This is a genomic window from Pedobacter insulae (assembly GCF_900113525.1).
GTDB lineage: Bacteria > Bacteroidota > Bacteroidia > Sphingobacteriales > Sphingobacteriaceae > Pedobacter > Pedobacter insulae.
Genome location: NZ_FOPP01000002.1, coordinates 320158 through 339601 on the forward strand (window position 1 = coordinate 320158; position 19444 = coordinate 339601).

The window sequence follows — 19444 nt, forward strand, 5'->3', positions numbered from 1 at the left end:
TATTTAAAATTTTGCTGCTTCTGCCTTCATTCTTTCAATTCTATTATCTAATTCTTCTGAACTCATATTAGCTCTTAAACTGTCTACTTTAATAGGGAATGAGAGCGGAGTAAAGCTTTTGGGATGTGTAATTACAATATTGCTTTGCTGTATCCGGTGTAGTGCTGCCAACAGACGTGGTTCTTCCAATTGTTGGTAAAACACCTCATCGTATGCCTGACGCAAAAGTAAATTATGTTTATCGAAATCGCTAAACACATTAAAAAATAATCCAGCCGAAGATTGGAGGTGTTTATTTGCCACATATTTCCCGGGATATCCCTGGAAAACAAGACCTGCAATACAGGCAATATCCCTAAATTTTCTTCTGGCCATTTCAGTTGAATTAATGCTCAATTTAATATCTTGGGCCAGATTAACTGGTGAAAAAATATCATAGGCAATAGCATCATCCATTGGTATTTCGGTGTCACTCAATAATTCAAAACCATAATCATTCATGGCAATTGAGAAGGTGATAGGCACCAAGCGACTCAATCTATAAGCAACCAGAGCAGCAAGTATTTCATGCACTAATCTTCCCTCAAAAGGATATGAAAACAGATGAAAGCCTTCTCTATTATTTATTAATTCAATTAAAAGTTCATTTTCTTTTGGAACATGAGATTTTTCCTGTTGCTTTAAGAATAATGGATAAACGGTATCCAGTTCCTCGTCTTCATGGTGTTGATCCAAAACTTCGTTATATTTTTTTCTCAGTACCGCCCCCAGATTGGAAGATAAGGGTAAGCGCCCGCCTAACCAACTCGGTGACATCGCCCTTTTTTTCTTACTTCGGCGTACAATTACCGTCATATCTTTGAGCTGTACAAAATCTAAAATTCTTCCTGCAAGCGTAAAGCTATCATTCGGTTTAAGCTTAGAGATGAAATATTCTTCTACCATCCCTATGTAGCCTCCTGAGAGGAACTTGACCTTTAGCATGGCATCACTTATTATCGTTCCGATATGCAGCCGATGGCGCATGGCTATCTGTCTGCTTTTTACTTTCCAAAGGCCATCTTGTTCGTCTTTAACTACTTTATTAAATTCTTGATAGGCTGTTAAGCTGTCGCCACCAGTTGTTATAAATTGCATTATCCACGACCATTCTTCAGGAAGTAATAATTTGAAGGCATGTGTATTTTTTACCTCTTGATAGATTTGTTGATCATCAAATCCATCACCTACGGCTAAACTCACCAGATATTGGATTAAAGTATCAAATACCATAACCATAGGTTCTCTGCTTTCTATGTTATTGTTTTTAGCTGCTTCTTTAATTGCTGCAGCTTCAACTAATTCCAGTGCGTGGGTGGGCAAAAAATAGATCTTAGAAGTAGCGCCAGGAGAATGGCCTGACCGACCAGCCCGTTGCAGAAAGCGCGCAACGCCTTTCGGAGATCCGACTTGAACCACCGTGTCTACGGGCTTAAAATCCACCCCCAGATCCAAAGATGAAGTCGCAATCACAGCCTTTAGTAAACCTGTATGTAATGACTCTTCTATCCAGTTGCGTAGCTCGAAGTCTATCGATCCATGATGGATCGCAAGTCGCCCTGCTAAATCAGGTTCTATATTTAGCAGGTGCTGATACCACATTTCTGATTGGCCCCTGGTATTGATAAAAATAAGCGTGGTTTTGCTTTTTTTTATAATGGGCAGCAGTTTGTAAGCTAACTTTAAGCCTAGGTGACCGGCCCATGGTAAAGTTTCTATGTCATCAGGTAAAATAGACTTAATCGTAATCTTCTTAGATAGTTTTGCTCTAATAATGACTCGTTTTGCCGTTAAATCTGGTTCTATTACATCCAGGGCTTCATCTAAGTTTCCTATTGTCGCTGAAATCCCCCATATTCTTAATAAATTGTTCTTATTTAATGCTTTGATCCGCGAAATTGCCAATTCAACCATTACACCTCGCTTGCTGCCGAGTAGTTCATGCCACTCATCCGCAACGATACATTTAAGATTATTAAATAAAATGGAAGAACCTTTTTGGGCGAGTAAGAGATGGAGGCTTTCAGGAGTAATGAGCAAGATTTCAGGCATGGATTTTTTTTGCTTTAATTTCTCATTTTGGCTAGTATCTCCATTTCTAACACCGACATGCCAATCTAGGTTTAATGCTTGCAACGTTTCATTCATTGCTCTGGCGATATCTTTTGCAAGTGATCTAAGAGGGGTGATCCAAATTAATTGTAATCTCTCTTTTGCATTTTTCTTTGACTTTTCTTGACTCAACCCTTCCATCACAACCGCTAAAAACAAGGAAAAAGTTTTGCCAAACCCGGTCGGTGCGTTTACCAATCCACTGTAACCATCGGCATAATATTGCCAGGCTTCCTCTTGAAAATCAAATGGCTTTTTTTTATCGGCTTTTAGCCAGTCTTGTACTTTTTTATAGCCGATGGTTTGTTGCATAATGAATTATTATTTTTCTTCAGGTGCTAAACTCACCGAGGAAATTAGCTGTTTTAAATCATCTAACGTATTTATTTCGCTTACTTTTTTATCTTTTCGCCATCTCGCGATACGGGGGAAACGTAAGGCAAGACCCGCTTTGTGGCGTTTGCTTTCTGCGATTCCTTCAAAGGCTATTTCAAACACAAGTTCAGGTTTTACGGTTCTTACCGGACCAAATTTTTCTATAGCATTTTTATTTACAAACGCGTTTACTTCTTTTATTTCTTTATCGGTTAACCCTGAATAGGCCTTTGCTATGGTAATTAATTTTTCACCGTCACTCACTGCAAAAGTATAATCAGTATAAAAATTCGCACGCCTGCCACTTCCTTTCTGTGCATAAATCATTACAGCGTCGATGGTATAAGGGTTTATTTTCCATTTCCACCAGTCTCCACGCTTTCGCCCACTATGAAACGTAGAGTTTATATTTTTTAGCATGATGCCTTCGCTATTTATTTGCCTTGCAGTTAGTCGAAGTGCCCCTAGATTTTCCCAGGTTTCGAAGGGTATTACGGGAGAGATTTTTACAATATCAGTAGTAATTAAATCAGCTATAACCTTTTCTAAAATCTTTCTTCGCTCTTGTAATTTTTTTAACCGAATGTCTTCTGTTTTATATTCTAATATATCATAGACGTAAAATCCAATGGGTGCATTAATTAGCTGATCTTTGGTAATTGTTTTTCTATTTAAGCGTTGTTGAAGCGTACTAAAGGATTGTACCTGCCCATTTTTAATGGAGAGTATCTCACCGTCTAAAACGGTTCCATCTGGTAGTTCGTTTTTTAAAAAGTGAAGCTCCGGAAACTGATCTGTTACGAGCTCTTCTCCTCTCGACCAGATAAAAAGTTCCCCGTTTCGCTTGATGATTTGTCCACGAATGCCGTCCCATTTCCATTCTGCTTGCCATTGGGAGGGTTTTCCTATGTTTTCTGGTTCAGTATCGAGTGCATAAGCCAAACAAAAAGGATATGGCCACGAATTGTCGGTATTTACGTGTGCACCATCAATGAGTTGTTGGTAGGTAATTTTGCTGGGGTCCCATTTTCCCATAATCGCATGCATAATCTTACTGCTTTCGATGCCGCTTTGTTTTGCAATCGCATTCACTAACATTTTATTGGAAACGCCAATCCGGAAGTTGCCAGAAATTAACTTATTGAAAATAAATCTTTCTGATGTATTTAATCCATTCCATGTACTTAAGATATATTCTTTTTTTTGTTCCTCATTTTGTGACGATATAGCTGCAAGGTCGCTCATCCATTCTTGCAGCGGCTTATCTATTTCAGTTTTTGCGGGTGGCAAAACCAATGCAATGGTTTCACTTAAATCTCCTACATTATGGTAACTTTCGGTAAATAGCCAGGATGGAATGTTACTTTCTGCGATTGCCCATTCTTTAATTAGTGCAGTACTAACCGGACGTTTTGGCTTTTTACCAGTAAACATTGCGATAACATACGGTTTATCTTTTTCGTTGGCACTACTAAAATAGTCCACGAGCGCGGCAATTTTGTCGTTCGTTTTGTTGCTAAGTTCAAGTTGCTGTATTAATGCTGCAAAGTGTTTCAAGAGATTTCGTTTTGTTTAATTTGGTTATCGTCATCATTTTCTTCCGAACCATATTTTGTATTAACTTCTTCTGCTGTTATCCCAATTTCATTCAGGTATTTCGAAAAGATGGCTGTATAACCGTGCGTTACAAAAACTTTTTCGGCTTGAGTTGCTTTAATTGCTTCGAGTAAGCTTGGCCAATCAGCGTGATCGCTTAGGGTAAATCCAGCATCTGCGCTTCTCCATCTTCTTCCAGCTCTAACCATCATCCACCCAGAGCATATTGCCGTAGCAGGCTGGATTAAGCTTTTAACCCATTTACCATCTGCGAGTGCAGGGGGAATGATGATTAGTCCTTTTTGGAGTTCTTCTTTTTTAATCAGAGGGGTTATGGTTATCGTTTCAGGTAAGTTAATTCCTGCTTTTACAAAACCTTCATTTAATTTGGCTACAGATTGATGTACATAAATTGGATAGCTTCCAGCTAGATTTTTAATTAACCGTTGTGCTTTTCCTAAACTATAGGCGATCAGTATACTGGTTTTTTGCTTAGCATTATTGGCTGATAACCAGTTTTTAATTTGTTCGAAAATTTGATATTGCGGCTCCCAATGATATATTGGGAGTCCAAAAGTACTTTCAGATACAAAAGTATGGCATTTAACGGGCTCAAATGCTGTGCTAATCCCATCATATTCTAATTTGTAATCTCCTGAAACCACACAAACTTCGCCTTTATACTCTAATCTTATTTGGGAAGATCCTATGACATGACCCGCTGGATGCAGGCTTAGTTTTACGCCATTTATATTGATTGTTTGATGATAGGGGAGCGTTTGGACGTTTTCTTCAAGGCCATATCGTTGCCTTAAAATGGGCTTTGTTAACTCGTGACAAAGGTAATGTTTGTTGCCCCATTTTACGTGATCTGCATGTCCGTGGGTTGTAACAGCGTAATCTACTGGTTGCCAGGGGTCGATGTAAAAGTTACCTTGTTTGCAATATATTCCTTTGTTTGTGAAATTAATTAGGCTCATGTTCAATATAACAGTTATTTGATTAAATTAGTTTTCTCCATGAGATCGGTCATATACCCGATATTGTTATTTATCGGTTAATTGACCGATATTTTGATTTATCGGTTATATACCCGATATTAGCAGTATGATAGCAGTAATAACAGGTGATATTATTAATTCGAGAAAGTTACCAGAAGGTTGGATTAACGTCTTGAAAAGTTCTTTAACAAACCTAAAGGGCAGACATAATAAATGGGAAATTTTTAGAGGAGATAGTTTTCAAATCGAACTGGATCCTGACGATGCTCTGTTAAATGCTATCTACATCAAAGCTTGTATCAAAACTTTCAAAAAGGGAGATGTTAGAATAGGGATTGGCCTAGGGAAAAAAAGCGGGAACGCTCCAAAACTAACCGAGGCTAATGGTGAAGCATTCATTAATTCGGGGAGAGCATTCGATAATTTAAAGACTGCAAAGGTAAACATGGCTTTTGTAACACCATGGCAAGATTTTGATGAGGAAATTAATCTTTATTTACGACTGGCGTTAATTGCAATGGACAACTGGGGTCAAATAGCGGCAGAAATGGTAAAATATGCGATTGAAAACAAAAACATGAAGCAAGATAAAATCGCAGAGATATCGGGTAGGAGCCAATCTTCTGTAAGTGAAGCTCTAAAAAGAGCCTACTATACAGAAATTTTAGCAGTGGAAGGTAAATACAGGAGTAAAATTACTAACTTGATAGAAAAATAGAGATGGAAATTACTTTGCTCAAGCTCTTATTAGCTCATATACTTGGTGATTTTTTCTTTCAGCCAAATTCATGGGTGCTGGAAAAAGAAAGGAAGAAATTAAAATCACTTAAGCTCTATTGGCACGTAATCATTCATACGGTACTGGTTTTTTTAATTTTTCTTTCGTTTGGAGTTTGGAAAATAGCCCTAGCAATAGGAATTACTCATTTGGTAATCGATAGCATTAAGTTAATTTATCAACGGGCAAAAACTAAAAGACGTTGGTTCTTCATCGATCAGGGTTTACATCTACTGGTAATTCTGGCATGCTGGATAAATTATATTCAACCAGATTTAAGCAGTTTGTTTATATATGAACAGAAGATATGGGTTTTTGTTGTTGGAGCATTGGTTCTTACCTCACCAACCGCCATGGTCATTAAAATGATTATAGCGAAATGGCTGCCTACTGGCGATAGTAAAAAAGCAAGTTCTTTACAAGAAGCAGGGAGATATATTGGCATGTTGGAGAGATTGCTCATTTTCCTATTTGTTTGTACCCATCATTTTGAGGCAGTGGGTTTTTTATTAGCAGCAAAGTCGATTTTTAGATTTGGAGATTTAAAAGAAGCACACGATATTAAATTGACCGAATATGTGTTAATAGGCACTTTACTAAGCTTTGGTTTGGCCTTATTAGTGTCCCTGGCTGTGGTAGGTTTATCATAAAAACAAAAATGCCACTAATTTTTAGTGGCATTTTTTGCATCAAATAAATAAATAAAAAATATTACTTATTATCCGGTTACTCTTACGTTTTCAGCTTCTGGACCTTTTTTGCCTTCTTTCACTTCATATTCCACTGTTTGTCCTTCTTGCAACGATCTTTGTCCTGTAGCCTTAATTGCAGAATGGTGGCAAAATATATCTTTACCGCCTTCTTCTGGGGTTATAAAACCAAAGCCTTTAGCATCGTTAAACCATTTTACTGTACCTGTCATAACTTCTTATTATTAAATTAAACAGTGAAGATAACAATTTCAATATAAAAGGATAAATTATTTTAATACAATTGACAAATAAATAGTTGACGCAACCTAAAACCTCAATCCAAAAGTTAGGAATACATTATTTTTTGTATTTATGGTGGTAGCAAGAGGCTCATTTCCGTTATTTAAGGTATAGGGACTCAGTATATTGGTGTTCTCTAATCTTTGATAGGCTAAATCTAACGAGTATTTATTAGTTCGATAACCTATACCACCACTATAAATTTTAGTATCAAACATTCCGGTTTCGTCCGTTTTATAAGGACTTCCATTTACAGCGTAACCACCTCTTAAACTTATTAAATCAATCTTATACTCTAGTCCAAATCTGTAATTTATAGCACTTTGGAAATTTTTTCTAACGGATGCATTATTATCATTAATCACATCGCTATAACCGCCGCCATTTGAAGAAAAACGAGTACTGCTATAATCAATAAAATCTACATCGGCAGAAATTAAGGCTTGGCCGCCAATAATATAACTGCCCCCTAATGAACCTTTTAACGGAGTTCTTAAATTATAGGTGAAATCATAAGTTTTGCTATCGCTACTGCCTCTAATCGTTCCTCTATTATCTAGCTGCTCAGTTGTACTATCATCTATTACAAACCAAGACGGTGTTTGTAAAGTTGCACCAAGTCTTAATCCTTCAGCTGCTCTAAAAATTAAACCCAATCTGCCATTTATACCCGAGCCTTTGGTAATTTGGTTTTGATTAAATAATAATTTATAATTAATGTTGTTACCTGTTAAATTATCATTCAAATATTCTCTAGCCTTTCCTGTTTCCATGTACTGGGCATCGCTATTATACCTGATATTTAATAGACCTATGCTAGCTCCAATGTAGATTTGGTTACTGATATTTGCAGCTGCAGCAAAATTAAATTCTGACACTGAGCCAGTTCTCATTTCATTTTTGCTTTGTGTATTGTAATCAGAACCGTTGGCAAAGGTTTCAGAGAAGTAATTATTCGCTACATTATCGTAACTTATCAAATAGTCATCATACGCAATTCGTTCAGGTGTACCTGCAATCAGAGAATTTGGATTAGAGGAGCCTGCAATTTCAGCGAAATAATCTGTAATTGAAGAAACATTATTTGAACCCCCATAGTTACTTTCCATGCTAAAATCATTATTTCTATGATATCCTAAGCCGAACACCATACTTACCAATCCGTTTTTCGTATCCTGTCCCTTTCTTTTATAAGCCGGGCTAAAAAATACTGCACCCAGTTGGTTTACATTTAACTGATTCTTATCGGTATTTTGATTTTGACTAAGATAAGTTGCATTAACGCCTGTTTGATTAAACTCGGGTGTTAAACTAAACTCAGATTTAGTAAAAAGACCCAAACCAGCAGGGTTCCCTCCTAGAGAACTCATATCACCTCCGACACCTATTTGAGCGTTACCCATTGCTTTAAAACGGGCAGAACTTCCATAATTAGTTTGGGAGAAACGTAATGCATCACTTGCATATTGGGCATAAGTAGAGCTAGTGGTGGCTACTATAGCTACCAGTACTATTGTTATAATTTTTTTCATCAGTCTTACGGTCTGTTTTTGAAAAGATAGGATTGTTCCTATAAGATTAATTAAATCTTATAGGAATTTTCCAATTAAGTTAATTAGATTATCTGCCACCACCTCTGGTTGGACGGCCGCCACCGCTGCTTGATGATGAACTACCGCTTCCACTTCTAGAACTAGAGCCACTACTACTGCTGGAAGGAGGAGGAGTACTTTGACGAGGTGGAGAGTATGTTCTTGCCGGTGGAGGAGCGTCGTTTTGTCGTGTTGGTCGAGAATCAGAACCGTTTGATGCTCTACTTGGCGTAGAACTTGTCGTTCCGGTAGGACGGCGTGCACTGCCCGTTGAACCATTATTATTTGGATTATAGCGCTCTGCTCTACTAGCTGAGGTTCTGTCGCTTATGCCGTTGGGATTTCCATTATATCTTGTGCCATTTGCCCTATTTACCCCATTTTCACTACCTCGTGCTGGGCGCGGACCATAGTTGCCATTGGTCGTTCCCCTACCTCCAATAGAACCATAATATCCACCACCGCCGATAAAGCCTCCCCCATAATATGGGTTATGATAAGAATATGGCCCCCAGTAGTTATTGTAGTAAGGCGATCCATATAAACCCCAATACGAATAGGGGCTGAACCAACTATTTAAACCTCCAAATACCCCCATTCCGAATCCATAGGCATACGAATCGAAGTATGGGTTAAATAGAACGGAGTTATAGCCGTAATAACCATCATAATATGTTCTCCATGGATTGGCGTAATAAAATCGATTAATTCTTGTAGCATAATCCATGTCATAATAAGGATCACTGGTTCCGTAATAATCGTCTGCCTGGGTATTATCCTGCGCTAAAATCTGTGGTTGTGCCACCTCCTTATACTCTTTTGCCTGAGCAGTTGTATTATAAACATCATCTTGAATGGCATCATTTTGTGCCAATTTTGATGTTGAGCACGAAGCAACGAACAAGGCCGTTACTACGAGCATACTGGTGAATAAATGGTTAGGTTTCATATTATGTGTGTTTTGTTTGTGTGTGCAACCAAATTGTAGGTATAAATTTATAGATTTGTAATCTATTATACAAGTAATTTAACACAAAAAACGTTCCAAATAGTTATGAGCAAAGGCCTTACAAGTAAAAATGATGATTATTCACAGTGGTATAACGAAATTGTTATAAAAGCCGACCTAGCTGAGCACTCTTCCGTGAAGGGCTGTATGGTGATCAAGCCATATGGGTACTCCATTTGGGAAAAAATGCAGGCCGTTTTAGATCAAAAGTTTAAAGATACCGGACACAGTAATGCCTATTTTCCCTTATTTATTCCTAAATCTTATTTTTCAAAGGAAGCTGCTCATGTTGAAGGGTTTGCAACTGAATGTGCGGTTGTAACGCACTATCGTTTAAAAAATGATGGAAATGGAAATATTGTGGTCGACGAAACTGCAAAATTGGAAGAAGAGCTCATTGTTCGTCCGACCTCAGAAACCATCATATGGAACACTTATAAAGGCTGGATTGAATCATATCGTGATTTGCCTTTGCTAATTAATCAATGGGCAAATGTTGTTCGCTGGGAAATGAGAACACGCTTATTTCTGCGTACTACAGAGTTTTTATGGCAAGAAGGACATACTGCCCACGCAACTTCTCAAGAAGCGATTGAAGAAACGGAAAGAATGTTAGATGTTTATGCAGATTTTTCTGAAAATTGGATGGCTGTTCCAGTAGTAAAAGGTAAGAAAACCGCAAATGAGCGTTTTGCCGGCGCCTTAGAAACCTATTGTATCGAAGCTTTAATGCAGGATGGAAAGGCATTACAAGCAGGTACATCTCATTTTTTAGGGCAGAATTTCGCCAAAGCTTTTGATGTTAAGTTTACCAGTAAAGAAGGGAAGTTAGAACATGTTTGGGCCACTTCATGGGGAGTGTCAACCAGACTAATGGGCGCTTTAATAATGGCCCATAGTGACGATGCAGGTCTGGTTTTACCTCCGAAATTAGCACCAATACAGGTTGTTATTGTGCCAATTTATAAAGGCGACGAAGATCTTCAGAAAATCTCATTGTTTGTTGATGAATTAATTGTTAAACTAAAGGGCATAGGCATTTCAGTTAAATATGATGACAGAGATAGCCAACGTCCGGGCTTTAAATTTGCTGAATATGAACTAAAAGGAGTGCCTATTCGTTTAGCTATAGGCGGTAGAGATATGGAAAATGGCACTGTTGAGCTAGCAAGAAGAGATACGAAGGAAAAATCTACTGTACCTCAGGAAGGATTAGATTTATATATTGCCAATCTGCTTGATGAGATCCAGGCTAATATTTTTAATAAGGCGCTTCAGTTTAGAAATGAGCACATTACAGAAGCTAACTCTTACGAAGAATTTAAATCGTTACTCGATGACAAGACAGGCTTCATAGCTGCGCACTGGGATGGGACACCTGAAACAGAAAAAAGGATTAAGGATGAAACAAAAGCAACAATTAGGTGCATTCCTTTAAATAATAAACAGGAAGACGGCGTTTGTATGGTAACAGGAAAACCTTCTACACAGCGGGTACTTTTTGCTAGAGCCTATTAAGAATTTTAGAAAATGCTAGAAGAAAACTATAAAGAAATACTGACTAAGTTAGAGCGCAAAGCTTCCTTAAAACAAGCAATATATAGGAGCTCCTCAGAGGTGTTTGGGCAAATGAAGACAGCGCTCTCCAAGATTGCAGCCAAGTTGTATCAAGATTATACGATTAAAGATCCTTCAGTAGAAGTGAGTTACAAAGAAATTAATCAATTCGAATCGCATTTAAAGTTTTCTGGCGATGTATTGATGATTTCTATGCACAGTAACATTTTCAACTTTAGCGATGGACATTCCATCTTACAAAGTCAGTACGTAAAAGCAAATGAAGATTTAAGTTATTGTAGCGTTATTTATGTCCATAATTTTTTAGCAGATTCTATCAAATATAATCGCCTTTCAGACGAAGGGACATTGATAGCGAGAATACTAATTAATAAAGAAAAACATTTTATTGTAGAAGGAGAAGGTGCATTAGGTTTTTTATATGATGATCTTGCTACGAATATCGTTACAGAGGAAATTCTAAACGATATTCTGGAACGAGCAATCCTTATCTGTATCAATACGGATTTATTACTGCCTACTTTTGCTCAGGTAAAAGATGTTACGCTTCATCAGAAGCAATCAATCGTGGCTGCAAGTGGTTATCCGACGGGGAAACGTCTAGGATATTTGTTTAATTCGGAGATACAAAATAATACGTTATAGTTATATGAATAATATAAAAGAGATGAAATTTGCAACCAAAGCGATTCATGCCGGTCAAGAGCCAGATCCTACCACAGGTGCGATCATGACGCCAATTTATCAAACTTCAACATATTGGCAAAAATCGCCAGGTGCACATAAAGGTTATGAGTATTCCAGAGGTACGAACCCAACGCGAAAGGCATTGGAAGATTGCTTAGCTGCCCTTGAAAATTGTAAATATGGATTGGCATTCAGCAGTGGGATGGGAGCTACAGATGCCGTTTTAAGGTTGTTGAGGCCAGGTGATGAAGTAATAACTGGAAACGATTTGTACGGCGGCTCCTACCGAATTTTTACCAAGGTATATGAAAATTATGGCATCAAGTTTCATTTTATAGATCTGTCGGATCCAGAGCATCTTAAACCCTATATTAATGCAAATACGAAGCTTGTTTGGATAGAAACGCCAACGAATCCTACCATGCGGATTATTGATATTGAGGGTGTTGCTAAAATCACCAAAGCAAATAATGTACTGTTAACGGTCGACAATACCTTTGCTTCCCCTTATCTTCAAAATCCAATTGACTTGGGGGCAGATATCGTGATGCATTCGGTAACTAAGTATATTGGAGGTCACTCTGATGTAGTTATGGGAGCACTTTTAACAAATAATGAACAGCTATATAAAAATTTATTCTTTGTATATAACGCCTGTGGGGCTACCCCTGGTCCGCAAGATGCTTTTTTGGTTTTGAGAGGAATTAAAACGCTTCATCTGAGAATGAAAGCACATTGTGAGAATGGAGAAAAAGTTGCACATTATTTGAAAAATCATCCGAAAATTGATAAAATTTACTGGCCAGGTTTTGAAGATCATCCTAATCACGCTATTGCGAAAAAGCAAATGCGGGGCTTTGGTGGTATGGTCTCTATAACTTTGAAAGGAGCCGATTTAACAGAGACATTTAGAGTTGCTTCTCGTTTTAGAGTTTTCTCTTTGGCTGAATCATTAGGAGGAGTTGAGTCGTTGATAAATCACCCAACTACGATGACGCATGGTTCTATTCCAAAAGCAGAACGTGAAAAAGTGGGTGTAACAGATAATCTATTACGTTTAAGCGTTGGCGTGGAAGATATTGATGATTTGTTGGCAGATTTGGAGCAGGCACTTTCTTAACCAGTTTATATAATTTCACAGTTAACCCGTTAAAAAACAGCTGGTAACCAAAAAATGGATTTTTCAGAACTAAAAGACTTTCTGGATTTTAAAGTTGATCAATACAACCAACCCGATTTTATTGTTAATGATCCAATTTGTATTCCACATCAATACACCGGCAAACAAAACATCGAAATTGCTGCATTTTTTGCAGCAATTTTAGCTTGGGGGCAACGTAAAACCATCATCAACAAGTGCAATGAATTGTTGGCTAGGATGGATAACGATCCTCATCAGTTTATGCTCAATCATAGCGATACTGATCTGAAAAATTTGCTCGGCTTTAAGCACCGCACATTTAATGATACTGATTTGCTATACTTTGTTGCTTTCTTTAAGCAGCATTACCTACACTCAACAAGTTTAGAAACAGCATTTCTTCCACAACAAGAATTTAATCCTGCATATCTTTCAGGAGAGCTGGAATCAGAAGTAAAACTTTCTTCTTCAGCATGTATGTTAGGTGAACTGGAATATTTTACGGCCGAGAAGGCTTTGAATCATTTCAGAGCTTATTTTTTCAGCTTAGAAGATTTTCCAAGAAGAACGATTAAGCATATTTCCTCTCCCAAACAAAAATCGACCTGTAAACGCCTAAACATGTTTTTGCGATGGATGGTTAGAAAGGACAATTGTGGCGTTGATTTTGGTTTATGGAATGCTATTCCTACCTCAGCTTTAGTTTGTCCCTGCGATGTCCATGTAGATCGTGTTTCCAGAAGACTTGGACTCATTACACGTAAACAAACCGATTGGCTAACTGCTGTTGAATTAACAGAGAAATTAAAGGAATTTGATGCCGATGATCCGGTAAAATACGATTTTGCGTTGTTTGGGCTGGGGGTAGAGGAGAAATTTTGAAAAGTAAGATTAAGGAAATCTTTTTAGGTGCGTCATTGCGAGGAACCTAGCAATCTTAACCTCTGTCTTTATATATATTCTATTTTCTTCTTAATTTAGCTACATGATAACCCTAGAAGCCGAAATAGAACGATTTGAAGCCAATGGCGAGAAAACCGGTTGGACTTATATTTTTATACCCCATGAGATAGCCGAACAAATTAGGCCGGGCGAACGCAGGAGTATTAGGGTAAAAGGTAAAATTGATGATGTTGAGATTAGCGGCATCGGTTTAATGCCAATGGGACACGGAGATTTTATCATGGCCCTCAATAAGCCTTTACGTAGGCTTTTAAGAAAAGAGGCTGGTGCAAAGGCGGTATTACAGTTGGCGTTTGATGCTGATTTTAAAATCGATATGCCAGATGACCTTGAAATCTGTTTGGCAGATGAAGAAGTACTTTTAAAGAACTTTTTAGCCATGCCAAAATCACATCAAAACTATTTTATCAACTGGCTAAATACTGCGAAAACAGAAGCAACCCGTACAAAGAGGTTAGTGATGATCGTGAATGCAATGGCCAATAAATTGGATTTTGGAGGTATGTTAAGAGCTAATAGGAACGGAACCAGCTATTAATCTTCATCTGTATTACGCCGAGAAAGGCTTCCCTAAAAATCTTGGTACTCATTTTAGATTCCCCTTCCGTACGATCAGTAAATATAATGGGTACTTCTACCACATTAAAACCATATTTAATTGCGGTGAATTTCATTTCAATTTGAAAAGCATAACCCACAAATTTGATTTTCTCCATTGGGATAGTTTCTAATACAACCCTACGGTAGCATTTAAATCCCGCTGTTGCATCTTGAATATTGATGCGTGTAACCCATCTTACATACATAGAGGCGAAATAAGACATTAAAACACGTCCCATAGGCCAATTTACTACATTTACGCCTCTTACATACCGTGAACCAATGGCTAAATCGGCGCCATTTACACAAGCTTCTCTTAGTCGGATGAGGTCTTCTGGGTTATGAGAAAAATCAGCATCCATTTCAAAGATATAGTCGTATTTTCTCGCCAAGGCCCATTTAAATCCATGAATATAAGCTGTACCTAAGCCCAGTTTGCCGCTTCGTTGCTCGAGATGCAATCGTTCTGGGAATTCTATTTGAAGAGCTTTTACAATGCTTGCAGTGCCATCCGGCGAGCCATCGTCGATAATTAAAACTTCGAAGGCAAAGGAAAGGGAAAAAACTTTTCGAATAATTTTCTCAATGTTTTCTTTTTCGTTATAGGTCGGAATAATGACTAGGCTATCTGGCACGGGTTGGTTTATTTGTTTGGTAAAAATACCTATTAAAAACCAAAAGCCCGAAATTTCTTCACGGGCTTTTGGTTAAATGATGTTAAATATTTTAATGAACTCCGTTCATCCATTTTTTTAACAATGGGTTTAGCGCAAATAACAATAAACCTGCTATAATTGGGATGATGGTAAAAATCAAGAAGAAATAGGAAATCGAATATTCAGTACTTATTTTGTCAATTAAACCTCCGGTTGCTCCCGCCAGCCAGTTTCCGATAGCCGTACAAGTAAACCATACGCCGAACATTAAGCCCACTAATTTTGCTGGGGCTAGTTTACTAACATATGATAATCCTACCGGAGAAACACATAATTCGCCAATAGTATGGAAGAAATATGCGAAGACTAGCCAGAACATACTCACTTGTGCTACTGTTGCACCTTGAGGTATGTCAGATCCGCCATAGGCTAATCCGGCGAAGCCTAAGCCTACAAATATTAAACCTAATCCAAACTTAATCGGTCCGCTTGGATTGAACTTAGCTTCCCAAAGTTTAGAGAAAAATGGTGCCAATGAAACGATGAAGAATGAATTTAAAATCCCGAACCAAGATGCTGGAACTTCGGTGCTCACCGCAGTGAACTCTTTCTCTACTTTCCAGATAGCTAAACCCCACATAATTACAAAACTGAGACCAGTAAACAATATCGTTGCAGGATATTTTTTTGCAATTTTCTTTGCTAACCCGAATAAAACAACGCTTACTGCAATTAGCGGGAAAATAGTCAGCGCTGCATCCGCCCATTTAAAAAGGGTTCCGGAACTTCCAGTTAAACTTCGTAAGGTATAATCTTTTGCAAAAATCGTCATTGAACCACCAGCCTGCTCAAATACCATCCAAAAGAAAATGGTAAAGATAGAAAGTACAAAGATGACCATCAATCGCTCAGTTACAACTTTTTTAGGCAATTCTGCTTCACCGGCAACAACTTTTGCTTTATTATCATTTTTCTGACCAATAACGCCAAATATTTTCTGTCCGAAATAAAATTGCAACATTCCGAAGAACATAAATATACCAGCTAATCCAAATCCCCAATGCCAGCCAATTTTTTCACCAACATAACCGCACATTAAAATTCCTAAAAAGGCACCAGAGTTAATTCCCATATAGAAAATTGTATAAGCTGCGTCTTTCTTATCGCTTATTGCAGGATATAATTTCCCTACCATTGAGGAGATATTTGGTTTAAACAACCCATTACCCACCATCATCAGAACCAGACCAGCATAAAAGAAGCTCATGCTTATTCCTTCCATTGCCATTGAGGCATGTCCCATTGTCATAATTAAAGCTCCTAAAATAACGGCTTTACGATATCCAGTTAGTTTATCTGCTATTAATCCACCAATAATTGGGGTTAAATAAACCAAGCCCGTATACCATCCGTATAAGCTCAAAGCTTCAGGTCTAGTCCATTCCCAACCGCCTTTGCTTGCTTCACTTACTAAGAAAAGAACCAAAAGTGCCCTCATGCCGTAATAGCTGAACCTTTCCCACATCTCGGTAAAGAATAAGACAAATAATCCAACTGGGTGGTTAATTAATCTATCTGTTTCGACACCACTTTTTTGGAGGTGTAAATCTAGTGCCTGATCTTGACTTAGGCTAGTAGTTTCATTTGCCATTTTTTTAATTTAGTGTGTATGAGTGTTTAGTTGTATGCAAATTAAGTAAGTTTATTCGTATTTCATCGTAACTATTTTATACCCATTTCCTTCATAATTCCATTTAACCATTTTAAAAGGATAAATCCTATGATAGCGGAAGATAGGAGTAAAATAAAATTAACCCAGAAGAAATTCGCTTTATCGCTATAAGTATCCCAGAGTGTTGCCAATACGCCAGAGAGTTTATTGCCAATGGATGTTGATAGGAACCAACCTCCCATCATGAGCGAAGTAATTCTTACGGGGCTTAGTTTTGACACTAAAGATAAACCCATCGGACTTAACAAAAGTTCACCTATGGTAATTACCCCATAACCCGCCATAAGCCATAGTACAGAAACTTTTTCTGAACCATTGTTGCCTGCGTAAACAGCGGCTACCATCACCAGTACGGAAATTGCAGATACGAACACTCCAAAGATAATTTTTGTAGCTGTACTAGGTTCTTTGTCTCGGCGTCTAAGCCAGGTAAAAAATGCTACGATGAGCGGAGTAAGGATAATTACCCAAGCTGGATTTATAGATTGGGTTAGGTTTGTAGCCCAGAGTTCAATTTCTGCACCTTCTGCAGGTAGTTTTTCGGAAGGTACATTTTTAAAGTAAGGAGGGTAATTGTACTCTTTCATAACTACTCCATTATTTTTTTGTAATCGAAAGGCATCATCATAAAGCGCAATACTGTCTTTTTGATAAGTTACATTTTGCGACAAGCTTAGACCTGAAAATATTTGCTTTGCAGTTGGATTACTTACCTCCCTATCTGTATAACGATCGGCCCAGGTGTTAAGAGCTGAACCATTTTGCTTAAATACCGCCCAAAATAAAATTACTACCATAAAAATGGTTAATAACGCAGCTATCGGACGTTTTTCTATTTTGTTTGCCTTAAAGTAAAGGGTGCTATAGAAATATATTACTGGAATACAGGCAAATATAAAAGCGTCTGTAGAATTCGACCCAACTAAAGCATGGCCAAGCAGTTTTTGCGGTAATATCCATCCAACAATACCAGCTAAAATGGCAGGTGCGAGGATGAGCATTGTAATTCTGGTGAATGACATGTCGCCTTCTTGCACGCCTTTTTTAATATCAAAGGCACGATAATGTTTCAACCCACTTATAAACACCACTACGCCAATAAACATTCCAATACCAGCAGCCAGGAAGGCATACTCCCAACCTAATAAAATATACAAAGCAGCGCCAAAAAAGTTGCAGATGAAGGCACCCACATTTATGCCCATGTAAAATATATTGTAGCCATCGTCTTTTTTATCCTGATACTCCGGTGTGGAGTAAATATTTCCCAATAAAGTGGAGATATTGGGTTTAAAAAAACCGTTTCCCAGTATCACGAGCGTCATTGCAACATACAGTGCTGCTAAATTGTGTACACCCATTAAGCAATAGCCAACGCCCATCATTAAGCCACCCATAATAATAGATTTCGCGTAACCCAGATATCGATCTGCAATTAACCCTCCCAGAAACGGTGTCAAAAAAACTAACGCTATAAATGTTCCATAAAGATCTGCAGATTCGGCTTCCGTCATCGCAAAACCAGCTTTTACATCCTTTAAGTAGAGTGTAAAAATTCCGATCATTAAATAGTAACCAAATCTTTCCCACATTTCTGAGAGAAATAGAAATTTCAGACCTTTAGGGTGTTTTAACGAAGTTGCTTGAGCCATAATTTGTGTGAGGGATGTCGTTATTGTCTAGGGTTTACAATTACTTCAGAAGCTTTTTTTGGTGCTTTGTATAAATCTTCATTTGCAGTAGCCTCATTTTTTAAAGCTACATTTTCAGAGAGTGACAATTTGCCCCATACAATTGGATAGGCATCGAAAGTTAAATCACTGCCATAAAATTCGAAGTTACCTGTCATTTTTGGCTCGTAAGGAACTAAATGGTCAAAAACAATCATGTTTACCTTTTTGTCCCAGATTAATGTCATCGCATTTTGCTTGCTGTATTCAAAGATTACCCTATTTTTTAGCGGTTTGTTTTTCTCGGTTTCAAAAATATTCTTGCCAAACACCGGTTCATTTTTCTCGAACGATAATACTTCAATTACTTTTTTAGAAGTTTTTAAGGTGTTCCCTTTCCAACCTAATAAAACATAGTAAGGTTGTTTGCCCTTTGCTGATACGGGTATTATTTCATAATAGCGGGCGCCAAACCATTCTTTATGGGTGGTTAGGGCATTTGGATTGTTGATGGTGTTTGTGGCGTCATTAAGAGGAAAGAGTTTTAATGCGCCATCACTAGTAGGTATTTGAATGGTTCCATAATAACGATAGGTGCCATCATTTAATGGAACAAACCAAGTAATAATTCTGAATGAATTGTCGGAAGGCTTTAATATGGATATTCTTTTTAATGAATCGAATCCATAATCGAATGATCCAGTAATTTTTAGTGCAGTTATAAATTTCTTAATGAATGCCGCATTCTTTTCTAAACGTGAAAAATCTTCCTGCGGCGCAAAAGTCTCTTCGCTTAAAATAAGGAGAGAATCCTGGTATTTATTTAACTGAGAACTGTTAACGTTATTGTAAGTATGCTGTGCATCCGATTTGAATGCACAGCATACAATTACAACTAGCAACATAAATTGTTTAACCATATA

The 19444-nt window shown here is 37.7% G+C and carries 17 protein-coding genes; 7 read left to right on the forward strand and 10 right to left on the reverse strand.

Translation table 11 applies throughout. From position 1 onward, the window contains the following. Nucleotides 1-3: 3 nt before the first annotated feature. The 3 genes from BM207_RS04350 to BM207_RS04360 are packed head-to-tail and all read right to left on the reverse strand — an operon-like array spanning nucleotide 4 to nucleotide 5102. Nucleotides 4-2463 carry a ligase-associated DNA damage response DEXH box helicase gene (locus tag BM207_RS04350; RefSeq protein ID WP_090992347.1) on the reverse strand — a complete coding sequence of 820 codons (2460 nt, stop codon included), beginning with the start codon at nucleotides 2461-2463 and terminating at the stop codon, nucleotides 4-6. Nucleotides 2464-2472: 9 nt separating this feature from the next. Further along, entirely contained in the window at nucleotides 2473-4083 is a 1611-nt protein-coding gene (locus BM207_RS04355; RefSeq protein ID WP_090992348.1) for an ATP-dependent DNA ligase, read from the reverse strand. Continuing rightward, the gene (locus BM207_RS04360) at nucleotides 4080-5102 is read right to left on the reverse strand and encodes a ligase-associated DNA damage response exonuclease (protein WP_090992349.1); all 1023 of its coding nucleotides are present in this window, start codon (nucleotides 5100-5102) and stop codon (nucleotides 4080-4082) included. The genes BM207_RS04355 and BM207_RS04360 overlap by 4 nt, the downstream gene beginning before the upstream one ends. Before the next feature lie 127 nt (nucleotides 5103-5229). Between BM207_RS04360 and BM207_RS04365 the strand changes: the two genes are divergently transcribed. Next, nucleotides 5230-5841, forward strand: coding sequence for a SatD family protein (locus tag BM207_RS04365; RefSeq protein ID WP_090992350.1), 612 nt, complete (start codon nucleotides 5230-5232; stop codon nucleotides 5839-5841). 2 nt (nucleotides 5842-5843) lie between these two features. Next, entirely contained in the window at nucleotides 5844-6551 is a 708-nt protein-coding gene (locus tag BM207_RS04370) for a DUF3307 domain-containing protein (protein WP_090992351.1), read from the forward strand. Nucleotides 6552-6619: 68 nt separating this feature from the next. Here the strand turns inward: BM207_RS04370 and BM207_RS04375 are convergent, their stop codons facing one another. From BM207_RS04375 to BM207_RS04385, 3 genes are all read right to left on the reverse strand, one after another. Then, nucleotides 6620-6823, reverse strand: coding sequence for a cold-shock protein (locus BM207_RS04375; protein WP_090992352.1), 204 nt, complete (start codon nucleotides 6821-6823; stop codon nucleotides 6620-6622). Nucleotides 6824-6919: 96 nt separating this feature from the next. Beyond that, entirely contained in the window at nucleotides 6920-8425 is a 1506-nt protein-coding gene (locus BM207_RS04380) for an OmpP1/FadL family transporter (protein ID WP_090992353.1), read from the reverse strand. Nucleotides 8426-8513: 88 nt separating this feature from the next. Continuing rightward, nucleotides 8514-9434: a hypothetical protein gene (locus BM207_RS04385; protein ID WP_090992354.1), complete on the reverse strand. Its 921-nt coding sequence runs from the start codon at nucleotides 9432-9434 to the stop codon at nucleotides 8514-8516. 105 nt (nucleotides 9435-9539) lie between these two features. Here BM207_RS04385 and proS point away from each other — a divergent pair, with 105 nt between their 5' ends. From proS to BM207_RS04410, 5 genes are all read left to right on the forward strand, one after another. Then, a complete protein-coding gene (gene proS / locus BM207_RS04390; RefSeq protein ID WP_090992355.1) occupies nucleotides 9540-11012 on the forward strand; it encodes a proline--tRNA ligase in 1473 nt (490 codons plus the stop codon). A 12-nt stretch (nucleotides 11013-11024) separates the two neighbouring features. Next, entirely contained in the window at nucleotides 11025-11717 is a 693-nt protein-coding gene (locus BM207_RS04395; protein ID WP_090992356.1) for a hypothetical protein, read from the forward strand. 4 nt (nucleotides 11718-11721) lie between these two features. Next, a complete protein-coding gene (locus BM207_RS04400; protein WP_090992357.1) occupies nucleotides 11722-12879 on the forward strand; it encodes a cystathionine gamma-synthase in 1158 nt (385 codons plus the stop codon). A gap of 54 nt (nucleotides 12880-12933) precedes the next feature. Continuing rightward, nucleotides 12934-13782: a TIGR02757 family protein gene (locus tag BM207_RS04405; RefSeq protein WP_090992358.1), complete on the forward strand. Its 849-nt coding sequence runs from the start codon at nucleotides 12934-12936 to the stop codon at nucleotides 13780-13782. A gap of 103 nt (nucleotides 13783-13885) precedes the next feature. Beyond that, nucleotides 13886-14401 (forward strand): YdeI/OmpD-associated family protein, encoded by a 516-nt coding sequence (locus BM207_RS04410; protein ID WP_090992359.1) that lies wholly within the window; start codon nucleotides 13886-13888, stop codon nucleotides 14399-14401. Here BM207_RS04410 and BM207_RS04415 read toward each other — a convergent pair. The 4 genes from BM207_RS04415 to BM207_RS04430 form a co-directional block, all read right to left on the reverse strand. Further along, entirely contained in the window at nucleotides 14376-15098 is a 723-nt protein-coding gene (locus BM207_RS04415) for a polyprenol monophosphomannose synthase (protein ID WP_090992360.1), read from the reverse strand. The genes BM207_RS04410 and BM207_RS04415 overlap by 26 nt on opposite strands. 91 nt (nucleotides 15099-15189) lie before the next feature. Further along, nucleotides 15190-16770: a peptide MFS transporter gene (locus BM207_RS04420; RefSeq protein WP_090992361.1), complete on the reverse strand. Its 1581-nt coding sequence runs from the start codon at nucleotides 16768-16770 to the stop codon at nucleotides 15190-15192. Nucleotides 16771-16841: 71 nt separating this feature from the next. Next, nucleotides 16842-18503, reverse strand: a complete 1662-nt coding sequence (locus BM207_RS04425) for a peptide MFS transporter (RefSeq protein WP_090992362.1) — start codon at nucleotides 18501-18503, stop codon at nucleotides 16842-16844. Between the two features lie 20 nt (nucleotides 18504-18523). Next, on the reverse strand, nucleotides 18524-19441 hold the full coding sequence (locus BM207_RS04430; protein ID WP_245768023.1) for a hypothetical protein: 918 nt from the start codon (nucleotides 19439-19441) through the stop codon (nucleotides 18524-18526). Nucleotides 19442-19444 lie beyond the last annotated feature (3 nt).